Source organism: Pseudomonas sp. GM79 (genome assembly GCF_000282495.1).
Classification (GTDB): Bacteria; Pseudomonadota; Gammaproteobacteria; order Pseudomonadales; family Pseudomonadaceae; genus Aquipseudomonas.
The window spans coordinates 26,079-44,904 of sequence record NZ_AKJE01000110.1 but is presented as its reverse complement, the minus strand read 5'-3'; the positions used below and the strand labels follow the sequence as shown (position 1 = coordinate 44,904).

At 61.5% G+C, this 18,826-nt stretch carries 6 protein-coding genes; 4 read left to right on the top strand and 2 right to left on the bottom strand.

What is annotated here, in order from left to right:
* Nucleotides 1-4 precede the first annotated feature (4 nt).
* A complete protein-coding gene (locus PMI36_RS03230; RefSeq protein ID WP_008075603.1) occupies nt 5-1,807 on the bottom strand; it encodes an acyclic terpene utilization AtuA family protein in 1,803 nt (600 codons plus the stop codon).
* 178 nt (nt 1,808-1,985) lie between these two features.
* Between PMI36_RS03230 and PMI36_RS03235 the strand changes: the two genes are divergently transcribed.
* From PMI36_RS03235 to PMI36_RS03245, 3 genes are all read left to right on the top strand, one after another.
* On the top strand, nt 1,986-2,612 hold the full coding sequence (locus PMI36_RS03235; protein WP_008075602.1) for a TetR/AcrR family transcriptional regulator: 627 nt from the start codon (nt 1,986-1,988) through the stop codon (nt 2,610-2,612).
* A 93-nt stretch (nt 2,613-2,705) separates the two neighbouring features.
* Nucleotides 2,706-3,500, top strand: coding sequence for a substrate-binding periplasmic protein (locus PMI36_RS03240; protein WP_008075600.1), 795 nt, complete (start codon nt 2,706-2,708; stop codon nt 3,498-3,500).
* Nucleotides 3,501-3,612: 112 nt separating this feature from the next.
* Nucleotides 3,613-4,626 carry a GNAT family N-acetyltransferase gene (locus tag PMI36_RS03245; protein ID WP_008075599.1) on the top strand — a complete coding sequence of 338 codons (1,014 nt, stop codon included), beginning with the start codon at nt 3,613-3,615 and terminating at the stop codon, nt 4,624-4,626.
* A 147-nt stretch (nt 4,627-4,773) separates the two neighbouring features.
* On the opposite strand, the gene PMI36_RS03250 is transcribed toward PMI36_RS03245, so the two are convergent.
* Complete coding sequence (locus PMI36_RS03250) at nt 4,774-5,322, bottom strand: RNA polymerase factor sigma-70 (protein ID WP_007894994.1); 549 nt, start codon at nt 5,320-5,322, stop codon at nt 4,774-4,776.
* A gap of 381 nt (nt 5,323-5,703) precedes the next feature.
* Here PMI36_RS03250 and PMI36_RS03255 point away from each other — a divergent pair, with 381 nt between their 5' ends.
* A complete protein-coding gene (locus PMI36_RS03255; protein WP_008075598.1) occupies nt 5,704-18,687 on the top strand; it encodes a non-ribosomal peptide synthetase in 12,984 nt (4,327 codons plus the stop codon).
* The last annotated feature ends 139 nt before the right edge of the window (nt 18,688-18,826 follow it).

Genomic DNA, 18,826 nt, shown 5'->3' with positions numbered 1-18,826 from the left:
TCCTCTAGTTGACCTGATCGGCGATGCGCTGCGGCACCGGAATCTGGATCTCCAGCAGTTGTTGAGCGAACGCCTTGCCTTGCGGATCGATCCGCAGGCTGGCCACGCCACCGCCGCCGAGTGCGTTCTCCAGAAGAAAATTAAAGCTCTGAGTGCCGGGTAAATACCAGCGTTCGACACGCCCGTGGATCGGGTCGAGGACATGGCTCATCCAGTCGACCATCACCTCAGGTGTCAGCGCTTCGGCGATCCACGGCAGATAGTCGGGATGGCGGGCCATGACGCCGATGTTGCTGTGATTGCCCTTGTCGCCGGAGCGCGCCACGGCGAGTTTGATCAGGGCCACGCTGGCGTCGGCGCGTTCTGTGGGTTGGGGTGGATCGAACGGTAGCGGCAAGTCAGCCGGGTCGAGTACATCGAGAGCGGGCAGGGCACACGGGTGGCGCTCACCGGCGAGGTCGATTTGCAGGGTGCAGGCTGTTTTGTCTATCAGGAATGAAAACAGCCGGATCAGCGGGTACACCGTCGGCCGCCCGCCGACGATCCCGGTCAACCCCGGCGCCATGCCGGTGGCGGCTTGGGCGATTTCCCGGGAAAACAGAATCAAGGCCTGTTTGCTCGGGTGGCGCACGGCGAGTTTGATCACCACTTCGCGGCTGTCCTGGCGCTGGCCGTGCGGGCCATAAGTGGCTTCGCTGCCCAGCAGTTCGATATTCACTTCGCTGTAGGGCGCCCAGCCGCGCTGGCTGAACATTTCCGAGGTCTTGTTGATGATCGCCTGGCTGACCCGTCGGGCCTTGGCCACGGCATCGATCCCGGCGATCAGGCAACTGGCGGTGCAGCGGAAACCGTCCGGATACGTGGCGCTGACTTTATAGTGATCGGTCGGCGGCAAGCCTTTTGCGCCATGCACCTGTACCGCGTTTTTGCCTTGTTGCACGAGTTTGACCTGACTGAAATCGCACACCACGTCGGGCAGCAAATAGGCCTGCGGGTCGCCGATTTCATAGAGCATCTGCTCGCCCACCGTCAGCGGCGTGACCAGACCGCCGGAACCATCGGGTTTGCTGACGATAAACTGGCCGTCGGCGCCGACTTCGACGATCGGAAAACCGATGTGTTCGTAGTCGGGCACGTCGCGCCAATCGGTGAAATTGCCGCCGGTGCACTGGGCGCCACATTCAATGAGATGCCCGGCCAATGCAGCCTGGGCGAGTTTGTCGTAGTCGTGCCACGACCAGCCGAACTCATGCACCAGCGCGGCGCTGACCACGGCGCTGTCGACCACGCGCCCGGTAATCACAATGTCGGCGCCCAGGCGCAGGGCTTCGACGATGCCCGGCGCGCCGAGGTAGGCGTTGGTCGATACGCACATCGGCGGCAGGGGCGTACCACTGAACATCTCATGCAGGCCAAGGCTGCTCAGGTGTTTGAACTGCGGTTGCAGATCGTCACCCGACAGCACGGCAATCTTCAGCGTCACCCCGGCCTTGTCGCAAGCCGCTTGCAGGGCAGCGGCGCAAGCTTGTGGATTGACGCCGCCGGCATTGCTGATGACGCGAATTTGTTGTTCCGCGAGCTGGTTGAGGAGGGGACTGAGGACTTCGATGAAGTCGCTGGCGTAGCCGGCCCCCGGATCTTTCATCCTCGCCCCGGCCATGATCGACATCGTGATCTCGGCCAGATAATCGAACACCAGGTAGTCCAGCCGCCCGCCTTCCACCAGTTGCGCGGCGGCGGTCGAGGTGTCGCCCCAGAATGCGCTGGCGCAACCGATGCGGATTGTTTTAGGCGCAGTCAATTCCATAACCACCTCCGACAGAAGTGCTTCGAGACTACCAAGCAAGCGCTTGGTTTGTAAACGGCTGAAATATCTTCTGCCCAAGCGCTTGCTTGGTCGCCCCCGCCAGCTTAAATTGCCCGCGCAACCCCGCTGTTTTAGCGGCCAGCGGCGCAATTGATTGATCGACTGTAGGAGAGAACGGGTGGACGAGCAAAAAGCCCTGAGGGTGATGCGCGAATTGGTCGACAGCGGCCAATTGACCGACCCGGACAGCGCCCGCGGCAAACTGCTGCAAGTGGCCGCTCACCTGTTTCGCAACAAAGGTTATGAACGCACCACCGTGCGTGATCTGGCCAGTGCGGTGGGTATTCAATCAGGCAGTATTTTTCATCACTTCAAAAGCAAGGATGAGATCCTGCGGGCAGTGATGGAGGAAACCATTCGCTACAATACCGCATTGATGCGCGCAGCCCTGGCCGAGGCCGGCAGTGTGCGCGAGCGGGTTTTGGCGCTGATTCGCTGCGAATTGCAGTCGATCATGGGCGGCAGCGGCGAGGCCATGGCGGTGCTGGTGTATGAGTGGCGTTCGCTGTCAGCAGAAGGCCAGGCGCAGGTTCTGGCGCTGCGTGATATTTATGAAAACATCTGGTTGCAGGTGCTGGGCGAAGCCAAGGACGCCGGTTTTATCCGTGGCGACGTGTTCATCACCCGCCGTTTCCTGACGGGCGCGTTGTCCTGGACCACCACCTGGTTTCGTGCCGATGGCAGCATGAGCCTTGATCAATTGGCCGATGAGGCGTTGATTCTGGTGCTTGAAGAACGGCAGTGAGCCGTCTATCTCGACAAGAAACTGGCTAAGTTGGCGAAACCGCCTAGCTTGAATGCATTGATGGATATTTTTTTCGGGGAGTAGGCTGTTTTGATGTCTTCGCCAATTCGGACAGCGTCTCGGCTTTTGCTGGCGGCGCTTGCAGTGTGCTGCGTGTTGCCGTCTCAGGCTGCGCAACAGGTGCGGGTCGGTGCCGCGCATTTTCCACCCTATACCGTGCGCCCGGAGTCCGGTGCCGACACAGGTCTGTTGCCGCAACTGGTGGAAGCGCTGAATCAGTTGCAAACCGACTATCAGTTTGTGCTGGTGCCCACCTCCATTCCTCGACGTTTCAACGACTTCAAGGAAGGCCGGGTCGATATGGCGATTTTCGAGAACCCGGACTGGGGGTGGAAGGACATCCCGCATACCCTCGTCGACATGGGCCTGGAAGATGCAGAAATCTTTGTCGCGCAGAAGCAACCCGGTCGCGATGAGAATTACTTCAAGGACCTGACGGGCAAGCGTCTGGCGCTGTACAGCGGCTATCACTACGAGTTTGCCAGTTTCAATGCCGATCCCAAGTATCTGGCCGAAACCTATAAAGCCACGCTGACTTATTCCCACGACAGCAACCTGCTGATGGTGCTGCGTGGAAGAGCGGACATTGCCTTGGTGACACGTTCCTACCTGAGCGATTACCTGCTGCGTAACGAGAAAGTCGGCGAGCAATTGCTGGTGTCGCAGCGCATCGATCAGGTCTATCACCATTACGCGCTGATTCGCCCGCAGGCGCCGATTACCGGTGAAGCATTTGGCAAGTTGCTGCAAGGCCTGCGAAACAATGGCCAGATGCTGAAGATTTTCGATCCCTACAAAATTGCCTTGGTACCGGTGCGTAAACCCTGAGTCGTGCCCCTGATTAGTGCCATGAGACGCGCATTTGGCGACAGCGCTTAAATTTCCAGCCCCGGCTCACGTCACATCGTTGAACTGTCGACGATTACCGTGAGCCCCACCCATGTCCAATCTGAATGACCTGACCACCCTGGCCTTGCCGTCAGGCAACTGTCTTGTAGCCGATGAAACCGCCAGCCGCCTGAGCCTCAGCCTGCAAGGGCAGCCGTTGATCGAGCTGCGGCTGACCCATGAGCCGGAGTTGCATCTGCGGCTGGAGGAGCGCTTCGGCCGTCCTGACGGTCAGGCATTCTGGGCGGCTTGCTATTGGCTGTTTGCCCGTGACGTGGCGTGTCAGCGTCTGACCTGGCAACTCGATGATGTGCCCACCGAAGCCTTGCTCAGCGGACTGCTGATCGCGACCGAAGTCACCGGCCAGTATCGCTGCGAACGCACGCTGTTCTGGCAATTGCCTCAGCCTTGGCTGGGTGAGTCGCGCACCGGCAGCTATCCGCAGCAAATGGTCATCAGTGGCGGCAAGCGCCATCCATTGCGTGCGGTGAAACCCCGTGGTGAGGTGTATCGACGTTTCGATGCGCGGCTCGGTGCGTGGGTTTCCCTGCGCACGGTAGAAATCGAGCATGACCTGGCGCGTTTCAACCGCTGGCAGAACAGCCCGCGGGTGGCGAGTTTCTGGCAGGAGGAGGGCAGTCTCGAGAAGCATCGTGAATACCTGAGCAAGCTCGAAGCCGACCCGCATACCTTGACGCTGATCGGCTGCTTCGATGATCAGCCGTTTGCCTATTTCGAAGCCTACTGGGCCAAGGAAGATCGCATTGCGCCGTTCTACGATGCCGGCGATTACGACCGTGGCATTCACATGCTGGTGGGCGAAGAACATCACCGCGGGCCGCACAAGGTGGCGAGCTGGCTATCGGCGCTGGTGCATTACCTGTTTCTCGATGATCCACGCACGCAACGGGTGGTCGCCGAGCCTCGCGCCGACAACGCGAAGATGATCGGGCATATGCACAATCAGTGTTTCCACTGCGAAAAAGAGTTCGACTTCCCGCACAAGCGCGCGGCGCTGATGGTGTTGGGGCGTGAGCGGTTTTTTGATCGGTGTTCGTTGGCTTGATGCGTAAGGCTCAAGGTCTGTTGCGGTCTTGAGTCAGCCTTCGCGAGCAAGCCCGCTCCCACAGTAGATTTTCGGTGTACACAAAATCTGTATTCACACCGATCAAATGTGGGAGCGGGCTTGCTCGCGAATGGATCGACGCAAATTTCAGCGACGAGCAAAGGTATCCGCACGATTGCCCGACACCTTGCGGCAATGCACCAGCGCGTCACGAATCATGAAGTTCACCAGGGTTGGCGAGACGCCGAGTTCCTTGGCGATGTCTTTTTGCGGTACGCCGTGCAGGCGGTACATCTCGAAGGCGTAACGGGTGCGGCTGGGCAGCTCCGTCAGCGCATCGGCAATGTTTTCCAGGGTCGAGAAATTCATGTGCGAGGTTTCCGGCGAAGCGCCCTGAATCACCACGTTCAGACCTTCCTCTTCCGGGCCCGAGTACTTCTGCTCCAGCGCCTGCTTGCGGTAATGATCGATCGCCAGGTTGCGCACGATCTGAAACAGATAGCTGAGCTGCGCCTTGATTGACGACGTGATCTGCGGCGCCGATTGCAGCCGGAAGAACGCATCCTGCACCACGTCTTCGGCGCGTGATCGGCAACCGGTGATGCGGGCGGCAATCTTGACCAGAATCAGTCGGTTGTCGACGAAGGCCTGAAGTAGCGGTGAATCGCACCTGCTTGTGGATACTTGTTCCGTCATTGGAAATCACCTTGCTGCAAATAGGGTCGTGGGACGACAAGTGGGTCGGAGTCGTCCTACACATCGAGCGACAAATTAGGCTGAATGATAATGATTGTCAATTGAGAAAGAGAATTAATGCTCCACATAAGAGCAGAGTGAGAACGGCGACACGCTGACTCACCTACCTGGCTGCAAGCCTGCCGGCGCTCAAGCCTGGCGACTAATTATTTCAAGACTTCATCCGTTCTCATTGGTGAATGGTTCCGGGCGCAAGCCCCGGCCAAACCAGCATTCCCAAGCCTTGCGCGGTCGGCGAAGACCGCGTCCTGCATGCCCATGAACGGGCGTGACGTACGAAAACCGATTCCACTTGCAAGCCGAATTCAGGCAGGAAACCTCATGACCGACGCGTTCGAACTCCCTAGCACACTGGTCCAAGCCCTTCAGCGCCGCGCGGCCCTGACGCCGGACCGGGTGGCCTTGCGTTTTCTCGCCGAAACCCAGGATCAGGCTGTGGTGCTCAGTTATCGTGAGCTCGATCAACGGGCGCGAACCATTGCCGGCGCGTTGCAGGCCGAGACGTCGTTTGGCGATCGCGCGGTATTGCTGTTTCCCAGCGGCCCGGATTACGTCGCGGCGTTTTTTGGCTGTCTGTACGCCGGTGTAATTGCGGTGCCAGCCTATCCGCCTGAATCGACCCGTCGTCATCACCAGGAACGTCTGCTGTCGATCATTAGCGATGCCGAGCCGCGCTTGCTGCTGACCAGCGCCGACCTGCGCGACGCGTTACTGCAAATCAACGAGGCGCCGCCGCTGCTGTGTGTCGACACCCTCGACAGCACCCTGGCCGAGCATTGGGTCGCGCCGGACCTGCAAGGCGAGCACATCGCCTTCCTGCAATACACCTCCGGTTCCACCGCGTTGCCTAAAGGCGTGCAAGTCAGTCACGGCAACCTGGTGGCCAACGAACTGCTGATTCGCCACGGATTCGGCATTGATCTGAACCCCGACGACGTGATCGTCAGTTGGTTGCCGCTGTACCACGACATGGGCTTGATCGGCGGCCTGTTGCAGCCGATTTTCAGCGGCGTGCCGTGCGTGTTGATGTCGCCGGCGTACTTCCTCGGCCGACCATTGCGCTGGCTGGAGGCGATCAGCGAATACGGCGGCACCATCAGCGGCGGGCCGGACTTCGCCTACCGACTGTGCAGCGAACGGGTCAGCGAATCAGCGCTGGAACGCCTCGACCTGAGTGGCTGGCGCGTGGCGTATTCCGGTTCCGAACCGATTCGCCTCGACACCCTGGAACGCTTCGCCGAGAAGTTCGCTGCGTGTGGCTTTACCTCGGACAGCTTCATGGCCTCTTACGGCCTCGCGGAAGCTACGTTGTTCGTTGCCGGCAGCCCGCGCGGCCAGGGCATTCCATCGTTGCGCGTGGATGATCAGGCCTTGGCGCAGAACCGTGCCGAGCCGGGCGACGACAGCGCGATCATGAGCTGCGGCGTCAGCCAGCCGGATCACGCGGTGCTGATTGTCGATTCCGTATCGCTCGAAGAACTCGCCGACAACGCGATCGGTGAAGTCTGGGCCACCGGGCCGAGCATCGCCCATGGCTACTGGCGCAACCCCGAAGCCACGGCCCAAACGTTCGTCCAGCACGCCGGCCGCACCTGGCTGCGCACCGGCGACCTGGGCTTTTTGCGTGACGGTGAACTGTTCATCACCGGGCGCCTGAAAGACATGCTGATCGTTCGCGGTCACAACCTCTATCCGCAGGACATCGAGCAGACCATCGAGTGTGAAGTGGAGGTGGTGCGCAAAGGTCGCGTGGCCGCGTTCGCGGTCAACCTCGAAGGGCAGGAAGGCATCGGCATCGCCGCGGAAATCAGCCGCAGCGTGCAGAAAATCCTGCCGCCCGAGGCGCTGATCAAAGCCATCCGTCAAGCGGTGGCCGAGGCATATCAGCAAGCGCCGAGTGTGGTGGTATTGCTCAATCCGGGAGCGCTGCCGAAGACGTCCAGCGGCAAGTTGCAACGCTCCGCCTGCCGCAATCGCCTGGCCGATGGCAGCCTCGACAGCTATGCGCTGTTCCCGTCGACAGACATCGCAAACCCATCTGAAACTGAATCGGGCTCTGAGCTGCAAACGTTGATCGGCCAGATCTGGTGCGAGCAATTGCAGGTCAAGCAGGTCAACGCCGACGATCACTTCTTCCTGCTCGGCGGCAACTCCATCGCCGCCACTCAAGTGGTCGCACGCCTGCGTGAAGAGTTGGGGCTGGAGCTGAATCTGCGCCTGTTGTTCGAATCGCCAACCCTTGGCGCATTCGCTGCCGCTGTCGCCCGGCAACAACAGGATGGCGGCGTGGCCCAAGGCGCGATCATGCCCTTGTCGCGCAGTGACGCCATGCCGCAATCCCTGGCGCAAAACCGTCTGTGGATCACCTGGCAACTCGACCCGCAGAGCAGCGCCTACAACATTCCCGGTGCCTTGCACCTGCGTGGCGAACTGGACGAAGACGCCTTGCGCGCCAGTTTCCAGCAACTGATCGAGCGTCACGAATCCCTTCGCACACGGTTTTTCGAGCGTGATGGCGTAGCCCTGCAACAAGTCATTGCTGCCGGCGAATTCAACCTGCAAGTGATCGATATCAGCGACCTGCCAGCCGCCGAGCGTGAAGCCCGCGCGCAGCAAATTCGCGAGGACGAAGCCCGCACCCGGTTCGATCTGGAAAAAGGCCCGCTGCTGTCGGTGACGTTGGTGCGCCTCGACGATGAAGACCATCAACTGCTGGCGACGATGCACCACATCATCGCCGACGGCTGGTCGATGAACGTGCTGATCGACGAATTCTCGCGCCTGTACGCGGCCGCTTCTCAAGGCCAGACCGCCAGCCTTCCAGTCTTGCCGACGCAATACGCTGACTACGGCAGTTGGCAACGCCAGTGGTTGGCGCAAGGGGAGGGTGAGCGTCAACTCGCTTACTGGAAAGAACAGTTGGGTGATGAGCATCCGACCCTGAACCTGGCCACCGATCATCCGCGTTCGGCGCAACACATTCACAGCGCCGCCCGCCACACGCTGCGTTTGGACAAGCGTCTGAGCGATGCCATTTGCCAGACTGCCCAGGCCCATGAATCGACGCCATTCATGCTGTTGCTCGCGGCATTCCAGAGCCTGCTGCATCGCTACAGCGGCCAACGCGACATCCGCATCGGCGTACCGAATGCCAACCGTCCGCGCCTGGAAACCCAAGGGCTGATCGGCTTCTTCATCAACACCCAGGTGTTGCGCGCCGAGGTGGATTCGCGACGGCCGTTCGTTGAGTTGCTGGCGCAAACCCGTCAAGCCGCATTGGGTGCGCAAGCGCATCAGGACCTGCCGTTCGAACAACTGCTCGAAGCCTTCCCCCAGGCCCGCGAGCAGGGCTTGTTCCAGGTGATGTTCAACCATCAGCAACGGGATCTCACTGCGCTGCGTCGCTTGCCGGGACTGCTCGCCGAAGAGCTGCCGTGGCACAGTCGCGAAGCCAAGTTCGATCTGCAATTGCACAGCGAAGAAGACCGCAATGGTAGCTTGAGCCTGTCGTTCGACTACGCCAGCGAGTTGTTTGACGCGACGACCATCGAGCGTCTGGCCGAGCATTTCAGCAACCTGCTGCGAGCCATTTGTGAGCAACCGAAAACCGCCATCGGCGACCTGCAACTGCTGACCCCGAGTGAGCACGATCAACAATCCGTCTGGAGCGCCGCACCTTGCACGCCGGCCAGCCAATGGCTGCCGGAGTTGCTCAACGAACAAGCGCGCCAGACCCCGGAACGCACCGCGCTGCTGTGGGACGGCGGCAACCTGGACTTCGCCGAACTGCACGCCCAGGCCAACCGCCTGGCGCATTACCTGCGCGACAAAGGCGTCGGCCCGGACGTGTGCGTGGCCATCGCCGCCGAGCGTTCGCCGCAGTTGTTGATTGGCTTGCTGGCGATCATCAAGGCCGGCGGCGCTTATGTGCCGCTGGACCCGGACTACCCGGCCGAGCGCCTGGCCTACATGCTCAGCGACAGTGGCGTTGAGCTGCTGCTGACCCAAACCGAACTGCTCGATCGCTTGCCGGCCACCGACGGCGTTAGCGTGATTGCCATGGACGCCCTGCATCTGGAGAACTGGCCAAGCCATGCGCCCGGTCTGCACCTGCACGGCGACAACCTGGCCTACGTGATTTACACCTCCGGTTCCACCGGTCAGCCGAAGGGCGTTGGCAATACTCACGCGGCCCTCGCTGAACGTCTGCAATGGATGCAAGCCACCTACCGTCTGGACCAAACCGATGTGCTGATGCAAAAAGCACCGATCAGTTTCGACGTGTCGGTGTGGGAGTGCTTCTGGCCGCTGATCACCGGCTGCCGCCTGCTGATCGCCGGCGCTGGCGAACACCGCGATCCGCACCGCATCGCGCAACTGGTCCAGCAATTCGGCGTGACCACGCTGCACTTCGTGCCACCGCTGCTTTCGTTGTTCATCGACGAACCGCTCAGCGCCGAATGCACCAGCCTGCGCCGGCTGTTCTCCGGCGGCGAAGCCTTGCCCACGGAACTGCGCAACCGGGTGCTGGAACACTTGCCAGCGGTGCAACTGCACAACCGCTACGGCCCGACCGAAACGGCGATCAACGTCACCCACTGGCATTGCACAACGGCTGATGGCGAGCGCTCGCCGATTGGCCGGCCATTGGGCAACGTGCTGTGCCGCGTGCTCGACAGTGACCTCAATCCGGTACCGGTCGGTGTGCCGGGTGAACTGTGCATCAGCGGTATCGGTTTGGCCCGAGGCTATCTCGGCCGTCCCGCGCTGACCGCCGAACGCTTTGTGGTCGATCCGCTGGGCGAGCAGGGCGCACGTCTGTATCGCACCGGCGACCGTGCGCGCTGGACTGCCGACGGCGTGATCGAATACCTCGGCCGTCTCGACCAGCAAGTCAAACTGCGTGGTTTTCGTGTCGAGCCGGAAGAAATCGAAGCGCGGCTGTTGGCGCAGTCTGGCGTCGCCCAAGCGGTGGTGCTGGTGCGCGAAACGGCGGCCGGCGGGCAGTTGATCGGTTACTACACCGCCACTGAAATCAGCGAAGCCCTCGATGCTCAAACCACCCGCCTGAAAGCCGCACTGGCTGCCGAGCTACCGGAATACATGGTCCCGGCGCAACTCATGCGTCTGGACGAAATGCCCCTGAGCCCGAGCGGCAAACTCGATCGCCGCGCCTTGCCGCAGCCCCAGTGGCAAATCCGCGAACATGTCGAACCGGTCACTGCCCTTGAGCAACAAATCGCCGGTATCTGGCGCGAGGTGCTGGGCCAAACGCAGATCGGCCTGCGCGACGACTTCTTCGCCCTCGGCGGCCACTCGCTGTTGGCCACGCAAATCATTTCCCGCACCCGCCAGGCGTGCGACGTTGAGTTGCCGCTGCGGGCGCTGTTCGAGGCCAGTGAACTGGGCGCGTTTGCCGAACAGGTTCGCTTGATCCAGGCCAGCGGCAAAACCAACAAGCAGCCGCCGATCGAGAAGGTCGACCGCAGCCAACCGGTGCCACTGTCCTATTCCCAGCAACGCATGTGGTTCCTCTGGCAGATGGAACCAGACAGCCCGGCCTACAACGTCGGCGGCATGGCGCGGTTGCGCGGCGTGCTGGACGTCGGGCGTTTCGAGGCGGCGCTGCAAGCGCTGATCATGCGCCACGAAACCCTGCGTACGACGTTCCCGAGCGTCGACGGCGTGGCCCGGCAACAGGTTCATCCAGACACCCGCCTGCGCATGGACTGGAAGGATTACACCACGCTCGATGCCGATAGCCGCGAATGGCAGGTCCAGCAACTGGCCGATGACGAAGCCCATAAACCTTTCGATCTGGAAGCCGGATCGCTGCTGCGTGCTTGCCTGGTCAAGACTGCCGAGCAGGAGCATTACTTCGTCCTGACCCTGCATCACATCGTCACCGAAGGTTGGGCGATGGACATCTTCGCTCGGGAATTGAGCGCGCTCTACGAAGCGTTCGTCGATGATCGCGATTCGCCGCTGCAACCGCTGCCGGTGCAGTACCTGGATTACAGCGTGTGGCAGCGGCAGTGGCTGGAATCCGGCGAACGTCAGCGTCAGCTCGATTACTGGACCGCGCAACTGGGCCGTGAACATCCGTTGCTGGAATTGCCGGCCGACCGTCCGCGTCCGCCGGTGCAAAGCCATCAGGGCGAACTGTTCCGCTTCGACCTCAGCGATGATCTTGCGGCGCGGGTTCGTGCCTTCAATGCCTACAACGGTCTGACCCTGTTCATGACCATGACTGCTGCGCTGGCGGTGTTGCTTTATCGCTACAGTGGCCAGACCGATCTGCGCATCGGTGCGCCGGTGGCCAACCGCATTCGCCCGGAAAGCGAAGGGCTGATCGGCGCGTTCCTCAACACTCAAGTGCTGCGTTGCCAGCTCGACGGGCAGATGTCTGTCGGCGAGTTGTTCGAGCAGGTTCGCCATACCGTGATCGAAGGCCAGTCCCATCAGGACCTGCCGTTCGATCATCTGGTGGAAGCCTTGCAGCCACCGCGCAGTGCGGCTTACAACCCGCTGTTCCAGGTGATGTGCAATGTGCAGCGCTGGGAATTCCAGCAGAGCCGGACCCTGGCCGGGATGACGGTCGAGTACCTGGCCAACGATGCGCGAGCGACCAAGTTCGACCTCAATCTGGAAGTCACCGACCTCGACCATCGCCTCGGTTGCTGCCTGACCTACAGCACCGATTTGTTCGATGAGCCGCGCATTGCGCGCATGGCCGGGCACTGGCGCAACCTGCTGGAAGCGTTGCTCGCCGATCCACAACAACGCCTCAGCGAACTGCCGTTGCTGGAAGCCACAGAACAGCAAAACCTGCTCGACAGCCTCGGCATTGAGCCGGGCGAACATCGTCTCGATCAATGCATCCATCACCTGTTCAGCGAACAGGCGCTGGTGCGCAAGGACGCACCGGCCCTGACATTCGCCGGGCAAACCCTGAGCTACGCCGAGCTCGACAGCCGCGCCAATCGTCTGGCCTGGATGCTGCGCGAGCGTGGTGTCGGGCCGCAGGTTCGGGTTGGCCTGGCATTGGAGCGCTCGCTGGAGATGGTCGTCGGCCTGCTGGCAATTCTCAAGGCGGGCGGCGCCTATGTGCCGCTGGACCCGGAATACCCGCTGGATCGCTTGCATTACATGATCGAAGACAGCGGCATTGGTTTGCTGCTCAGCGATGCGGCGATGTTCACGGCGCTCGGCGATTTGCCGGCCAGCGTCGGCCGCTGGTGCCTGGAAGAAGATGCCGCTGCACTGGCCAACTACCCGGCCACTGAGCTGCCGTTTATCAGCCTGCCGCAGCATCAGGCGTACCTGATTTACACCTCGGGCTCCACCGGCAAACCGAAAGGCGTGGTGGTGTCCCACGGTGAAATCGCCATGCACTGCCGCGCCGTGATCGAACGCTTCGGCATGCGACCCGACGACTGCGAATTGCACTTCTATTCGATCAACTTCGATGCCGCGACCGAGCGTCTGCTGGTGCCGCTGTTGAGCGGTGCGCAGGTTGTCCTGCGTGCGCAAGGCCAGTGGGATGCGCAAGAAATCTGCGGGCTGATTCGTCGCCACAACATCAACATTCTTGGTTTCACCCCGAGCTACGGCAGCCAGTTGGCGCAATGGCTGGCGACCCAGGGCGAAACCCTGCCGGTGCGCATGTGCATCACCGGCGGCGAGGCGTTGACCGGCGAACACCTGCAACGGATTCGCGCGGCGTTCAAACCGAGCCTGTTTTTCAACGCTTATGGCCCGACTGAAACCGTGGTCATGCCGCTCGCCAGCCTGGCGCCCGAGCAATTGGAGGAGGGGCTGGGCAGCGTGCCGATCGGCAGCGTGATTGGCGCTCGGGTGGCGTACATCCTCGACGCCGATCTGGCGTTGGTACCGCAAGGCGCGACGGGCGAGTTGTACGTCGGCGGCGCCGGCCTGGCGCAGGGGTATCACCAGCGTCCGGGCATGACCGCCGAACGGTTTGTCGCTGATCCTTTTGCAGCGAATGGCGGACGTTTGTATCGCACCGGCGACCTTGTCCGTCAGCGCGCCGATGGTCTGGTCGAGTACCTCGGCCGGATTGACCATCAAGTGAAGATCCGTGGTTTCCGTATCGAACTGGGCGAGATCGAAACCCGTTTGCTGGAACACGAGTCTGTGCGTGAAGCGGTTGTTCTGGCACTCGATGCGCCGAGTGGCAAGCAATTGGTCGGCTACCTGGTCACCAACATCGCCGAACAGGATGAAGCGCAACAAACTGCATTGCGCGAAGCGTTGAAGGCGCACCTCAAAGCGCAGTTGCCGGATTACATGGTGCCGACGCACTTGATCCTGCTGGCCTGCATGCCGCTGACCGCCAACGGCAAACTCGATCGTCGCGCACTGCCGGCCCCGGACCCGGAGTTGAATCGTCAGCAGTACGTGGCGCCGAGCAATGAACTTGAACTGACTCTGGCCGGCATCTGGTGCGAAGTGCTGAACGTTCAGCAGGTCGGCCTCAACGATAACTTCTTCGAACTGGGCGGCGATTCGATTCTGTCGATCCAGGTGGTCAGCCGTGCACGGCAGCAGGGCATCCACTTCAGCCCGCGTGACCTGTTCCAGCATCAGACCGTGCAGACGCTGGCCGCCGTCGCGACCCGCACCGAGCAGATCACCGCCGAGCAAGGCCTGCTGAGCGGTGAATCGCGTCTGACGCCGATTCAGCACTGGTTCTTCGATACCGACATTCCACAGCGTCAACACTGGAACCAGGCGTTGCTGCTGGAGCCGACCGTGGCGCTCGAGCCTCATCGTCTGGAGCAAGCGCTGCTGGCGGTGATCGAACAGCACGACGCCTTGCGCCTGCGTTTCACCGAGGTTGACGGCCATTGGCAGGCCCGGCACCAGGCGATTTCCGACGCTGCCGTGCTGTGGCAGGTGCATGTGCCGGCCATAGACAAATGCGTGGCGCTGTTCACCGATGCCCAGCACAGTCTCGACCTTGAGCAAGGGCCACTGATGCGGGCGCTGCTGGTGGATGATCCTGAGGGGCAACAACGGCTGTTCATTGCCATTCACCACCTGGTGGTGGACGGGGTGTCGTGGCGGGTGCTGCTGGACGATCTGCAAACGGTTTATCGTCAACTCGAGTCCCGACAGTCGGTAAAACTGCCGTCGAAAACCAGTGCTTTCAAGGACTGGGCCGCACGCTTGCAGGCTTATGCCGGCAGCGAATCCTTGCGTGAAGAATTGAGCTGGTGGCAGACGCAACTGGCCGGCCCAAGCGCTGAACTGCCCTGTGATCGTCCGCAGGGTGGTCAGCAAAATCGTCACGCGCAAACCGTCAGCGTGCGCCTCGACAGCGAGCGCACCCGCCAACTGCTGCAACAGGCGCCGACGGCCTACCGCACTCAGGTCAATGACCTGCTGCTGACCGCATTGGCCCGTGTGGTGTGTCGCTGGAGCGGTCACGAATCGGCGTTGATTCAACTCGAAGGCCACGGTCGCGAAACCCTGTTCGACGAGATCGACCTGACCCGCACCGTTGGCTGGTTCACCAGCGCCTATCCGCTGCGTTTGACGCCTGTGGCAGAGCAGGGTGCCTCGATCAAAGCGATCAAGGAACAACTGCGCGCGGTGCCGCACAAGGGGTTGGGTTATGGCGTGCTGCGTTATCTGGCCGATGGCCTGTGCCGTCAGACCATGGCCGCGCTACCGGTGGCGCCGATCACCTTCAATTACCTGGGTCAGTTCGACCAGAGCTTCGGCAGTGATGCGCTGTTCCGTCCGCTGGATGAACCGGTGGGTGCGGCCCATGATCCACACGCGCCGCTGCCTAACGAGCTGAGCGTCGACAGTCAGGTGTATGGCGGTGAGTTGGTGCTGCGCTGGACCTTCAGCGCCGAACGCCACGACCGGCAAACCATCACCGAGTTGGCAGAGGCGTATCTGGGCGAATTGCACAGCCTGATCCAGCATTGCCTGAGCGACAACGCGGGCGGGCTGACGCCGTCGGACTTCCCGCTGGCCAGACTGACTCAGCCGCAACTCGACGCATTGCCAGTCCCGACGGCGATGATTGAAGACGTCTACCCGCTGACCCCGATGCAGGAAGGCATGCTGCTGCACACCTTGTTGGAACCGGGCACCGGCCTCTACTACATGCAGGACCGCTACCGCATCAACAGCGAACTCGACCCCGAGCGTTTCGCCCAGGCCTGGCAAGCGGTGATCGCCCGTCACGAAGCCTTGCGCGCCTCGTTCTGCTGGAACGTCGGCGAAGACATGCTGCAGGTGATCCACAAACCGGGCAGCACGCCGATCGAATATCTGGACTGGAGCGCGGTTGCCGAAACCGAGCAAGAACCTAAGTTGCAGGCGCTGCTGAAAAACGAGCGCGAGGCCGGGTTCGATTTGCTCAACCAGGCACCGTTCCACTTGCGCTTGATCCGCGTGGGCGCGGCGCGTTACTGGTTCATGATGAGCAACCACCACATCCTCATCGATGCCTGGTGCCGTTCGCTGCTGATGAACGATTTCTTCGAGATCTACACCGCCCTCGGCGAAGGACGGGAAGCGCAACTGGCCGTGCCGCCGCGTTATCGCGATTACATCGGTTGGCTGCAACGCCAGAGCCTGGCCGAAGCGCGGCAGTGGTGGCAGCAGAACCTGCGAGGTTTCGAGCGCACCACGCCGATTCCGAGCGACCGGCCGTTCCTGCGTGAACATGCCGGCGACAGCGGCGGCATGATCGTCGGCGACCGCTATACCCGACTCGATGCCCGCGATGGTGCGCAATTGCGTGAATTGGCCCAGGCCCATCAGCTGACCATCAACACCTTCGCTCAGGCAGCATGGGCGCTGGTGCTGCGTCGCTTGAGCGGTGATCGCGACGTTCTGTTCGGCGTCACGGTGGCCGGGCGTCCGGTGGAAATGCCGCAGATGCAGCGCACCGTCGGGCTGTTCATCAACAGCATCGCCCTGCGGGTGAAAATGCCCGAAGACGATCAGCGTTGCAGCGTTCGGCAGTGGCTCAGCGGTTTGCTCGACAGCAACATGCAGCTGCGCGAGTACGAATACCTGCCGCTGGTGAGCATTCAGGAAAACAGCGAACTGCCTAAAGGCCAGCCGCTGTTCGACAGCCTGTTCGTGTTCGAAAACGCCCCGGTGGAAGTCTCAGTGCTGGACCGTGCGCAGAGCCTCAACGCGACCTCGGATTCGGGCCGCACCCACACCAACTTCCCGTTGACGGCGGTGTGTTATCCGGGCGATGACCTTGGCTTGCACCTGTCCTACGACCAGCGTTATTTCGATGAATCCACGGTCGAGCGCATGCTCGGCGAATTCAAGCGCCTGCTGCTGGCGCTGGTCGAAGGCTTCCATGGCGACATGGCCGATCTGCCGCTGCTGGGCACCGAGGAAAAAGACTTCCTGATTCATGGCTGCAACCAGAGTGAACACGAATACCCGCTGGAGCAGAGCTATGTCTCATTGTTCGAAGCGCAGGTTGCCGAGCATCCGCAGCGAGTTGCCGCCAGTTGCCTGGATCAGCAGCACAGCTACCTTGAGCTGAACCAGCGCAGTAACCGTCTCGGCCATGCGCTGATTGCGGCGGGCGTCGGCCTGGATCAACCGGTGGCGCTGCTCGCCGAACGTAACCTTGATCTGCTGGGCATGATCATCGGCAGCTTCAAGGCCGGTGCCGGTTACCTACCGCTGGACCCAGGCCTGCCGAGTCAGCGCTTGAGCCGGATCATTGACCTGAGCCGCACGCCGTTGCTGGTCTGCACCCAGGCGTGTCGTGAACAAGCCATCGCGCTACTGGAAGAGTTCGGTTGTGCCAACCGACCTCGATTGCTGGTTTGGGAAGACGTGCAGGCGAGCGATGTTTCGGTGACCAATCCGGGCATCTACAGCGGCCCGGACAACCTTGCCTACGTGATTTACACCTCCGGTTCCACCGGTCTGCCGAAGGGCGTGATGGTCGAGCAGCGCGGCATGCTCAATAACCAGTTGAGCAAGGTGCCGTACCTGAAATTGAGCGAGGCTGATGTGATCGCTCAGACCGCTTCGCAAAGCTTCGATATTTCGGTCTGGCAGTTCCTCGCGGCACCACTGTTCGGCGCTCGCGTGGACATCGTGCCGAACAGCATTGCCCACGACCCGCAAGGCTTGCTGGCTCACGTTCAGAGCCAGGGCATCACCGTGCTGGAAAGCGTGCCGTCGCTGATTCAGGGCATGCTCGCCCAGGACCGCATGAGCCTCGATGGCCTGCGCTGGATGCTGCCGACCGGCGAAGCGATGCCGCCGGAACTGGCGCATCAATGGTTACTGCGTTACCCGGAGATTGGTTTGGTGAACGCCTATGGCCCGGCGGAATGCTCGGACGACGTAGCGTTCTTCCGCGTCGACCTGGCCTCGACGCGCGGCAGTTATCTGCCGATTGGTACGCCGACGGATAACAACCGTTTGTACCTGCTCGATGGCGCGCTGGAGTTGGTGCCGTTGGGGGCGGTAGGTGAGTTGTGCGTGGCCGGCATCGGCGTGGGTCGTGGCTATGTGAGCGATCCGTTGCGTACTGCGCAAGTGTTTGTGCCGAACCCGTTCGGCGCACCGGGGGATCGCCTGTATCGCACCGGCGACCTGGCCCGACGTCGCAGTGATGGCGTGCTGGAATACGTCGGACGCATCGACCATCAAGTGAAGATCCGCGGTTACCGCATCGAACTGGGTGAAATCGAGGCCCGTCTGCACGAGCAACCGGAAGTTCGCGACGCGGCGGTGGGGGTGCAGGAAGGCGTCAACGGCAAGCATTTGGTCGGCTATCTGGTCGCAGCGGAGTCGGCGCTGAATCCGAACGAACGACTGGAGCGTATCAAGCAACGTCTGCGCGCCGAATTGCCGGAATACATGGTGCCGCTGCACTGGTTGTGGCTCGACAAGCTGCCGCTCAACGCCAACGGCAAACTCGATCGCAAGGCCTTGCCGGCGCTGGAGATTGGCCAGTTGCAGAGCCAGGACTATCAGGCGCCGCGCAATGAGCTGGAGCAGACCCTGGCGGATATTTGGGCCGAGGTGTTGAAAGTCGAGAAGGTTGGCGTGCGTGACAACTTCTTCGAACTCGGCGGGCATTCGCTGCTGGCCACACAGATCGCCTCGCGGGTGCAAAAAGCCCTGCAACGCAACGTGCCGCTGCGGGCGATGTTCGAGTGCAGCACGGTGGCGGAGCTGGCCGAGTACATCGACGGGTTGGCGGCGAGCGACATTACCGAAGATAAGGTGGATCGGTTGAATGACCTGATGGCGGAGTTGGAGGGCCTGTAATTCTCTAGCGTTTGTGAAGGCCCCTTCGCGAGCAAGCCCGCTCCCACATGGGGCTTGTGAATACAGATCCAGTGTGGGAGCGGGCTTGCTCGCGAAAGGGCCAGTGCAAACACCACATAAGGTTCGGGTTGACTGCCGA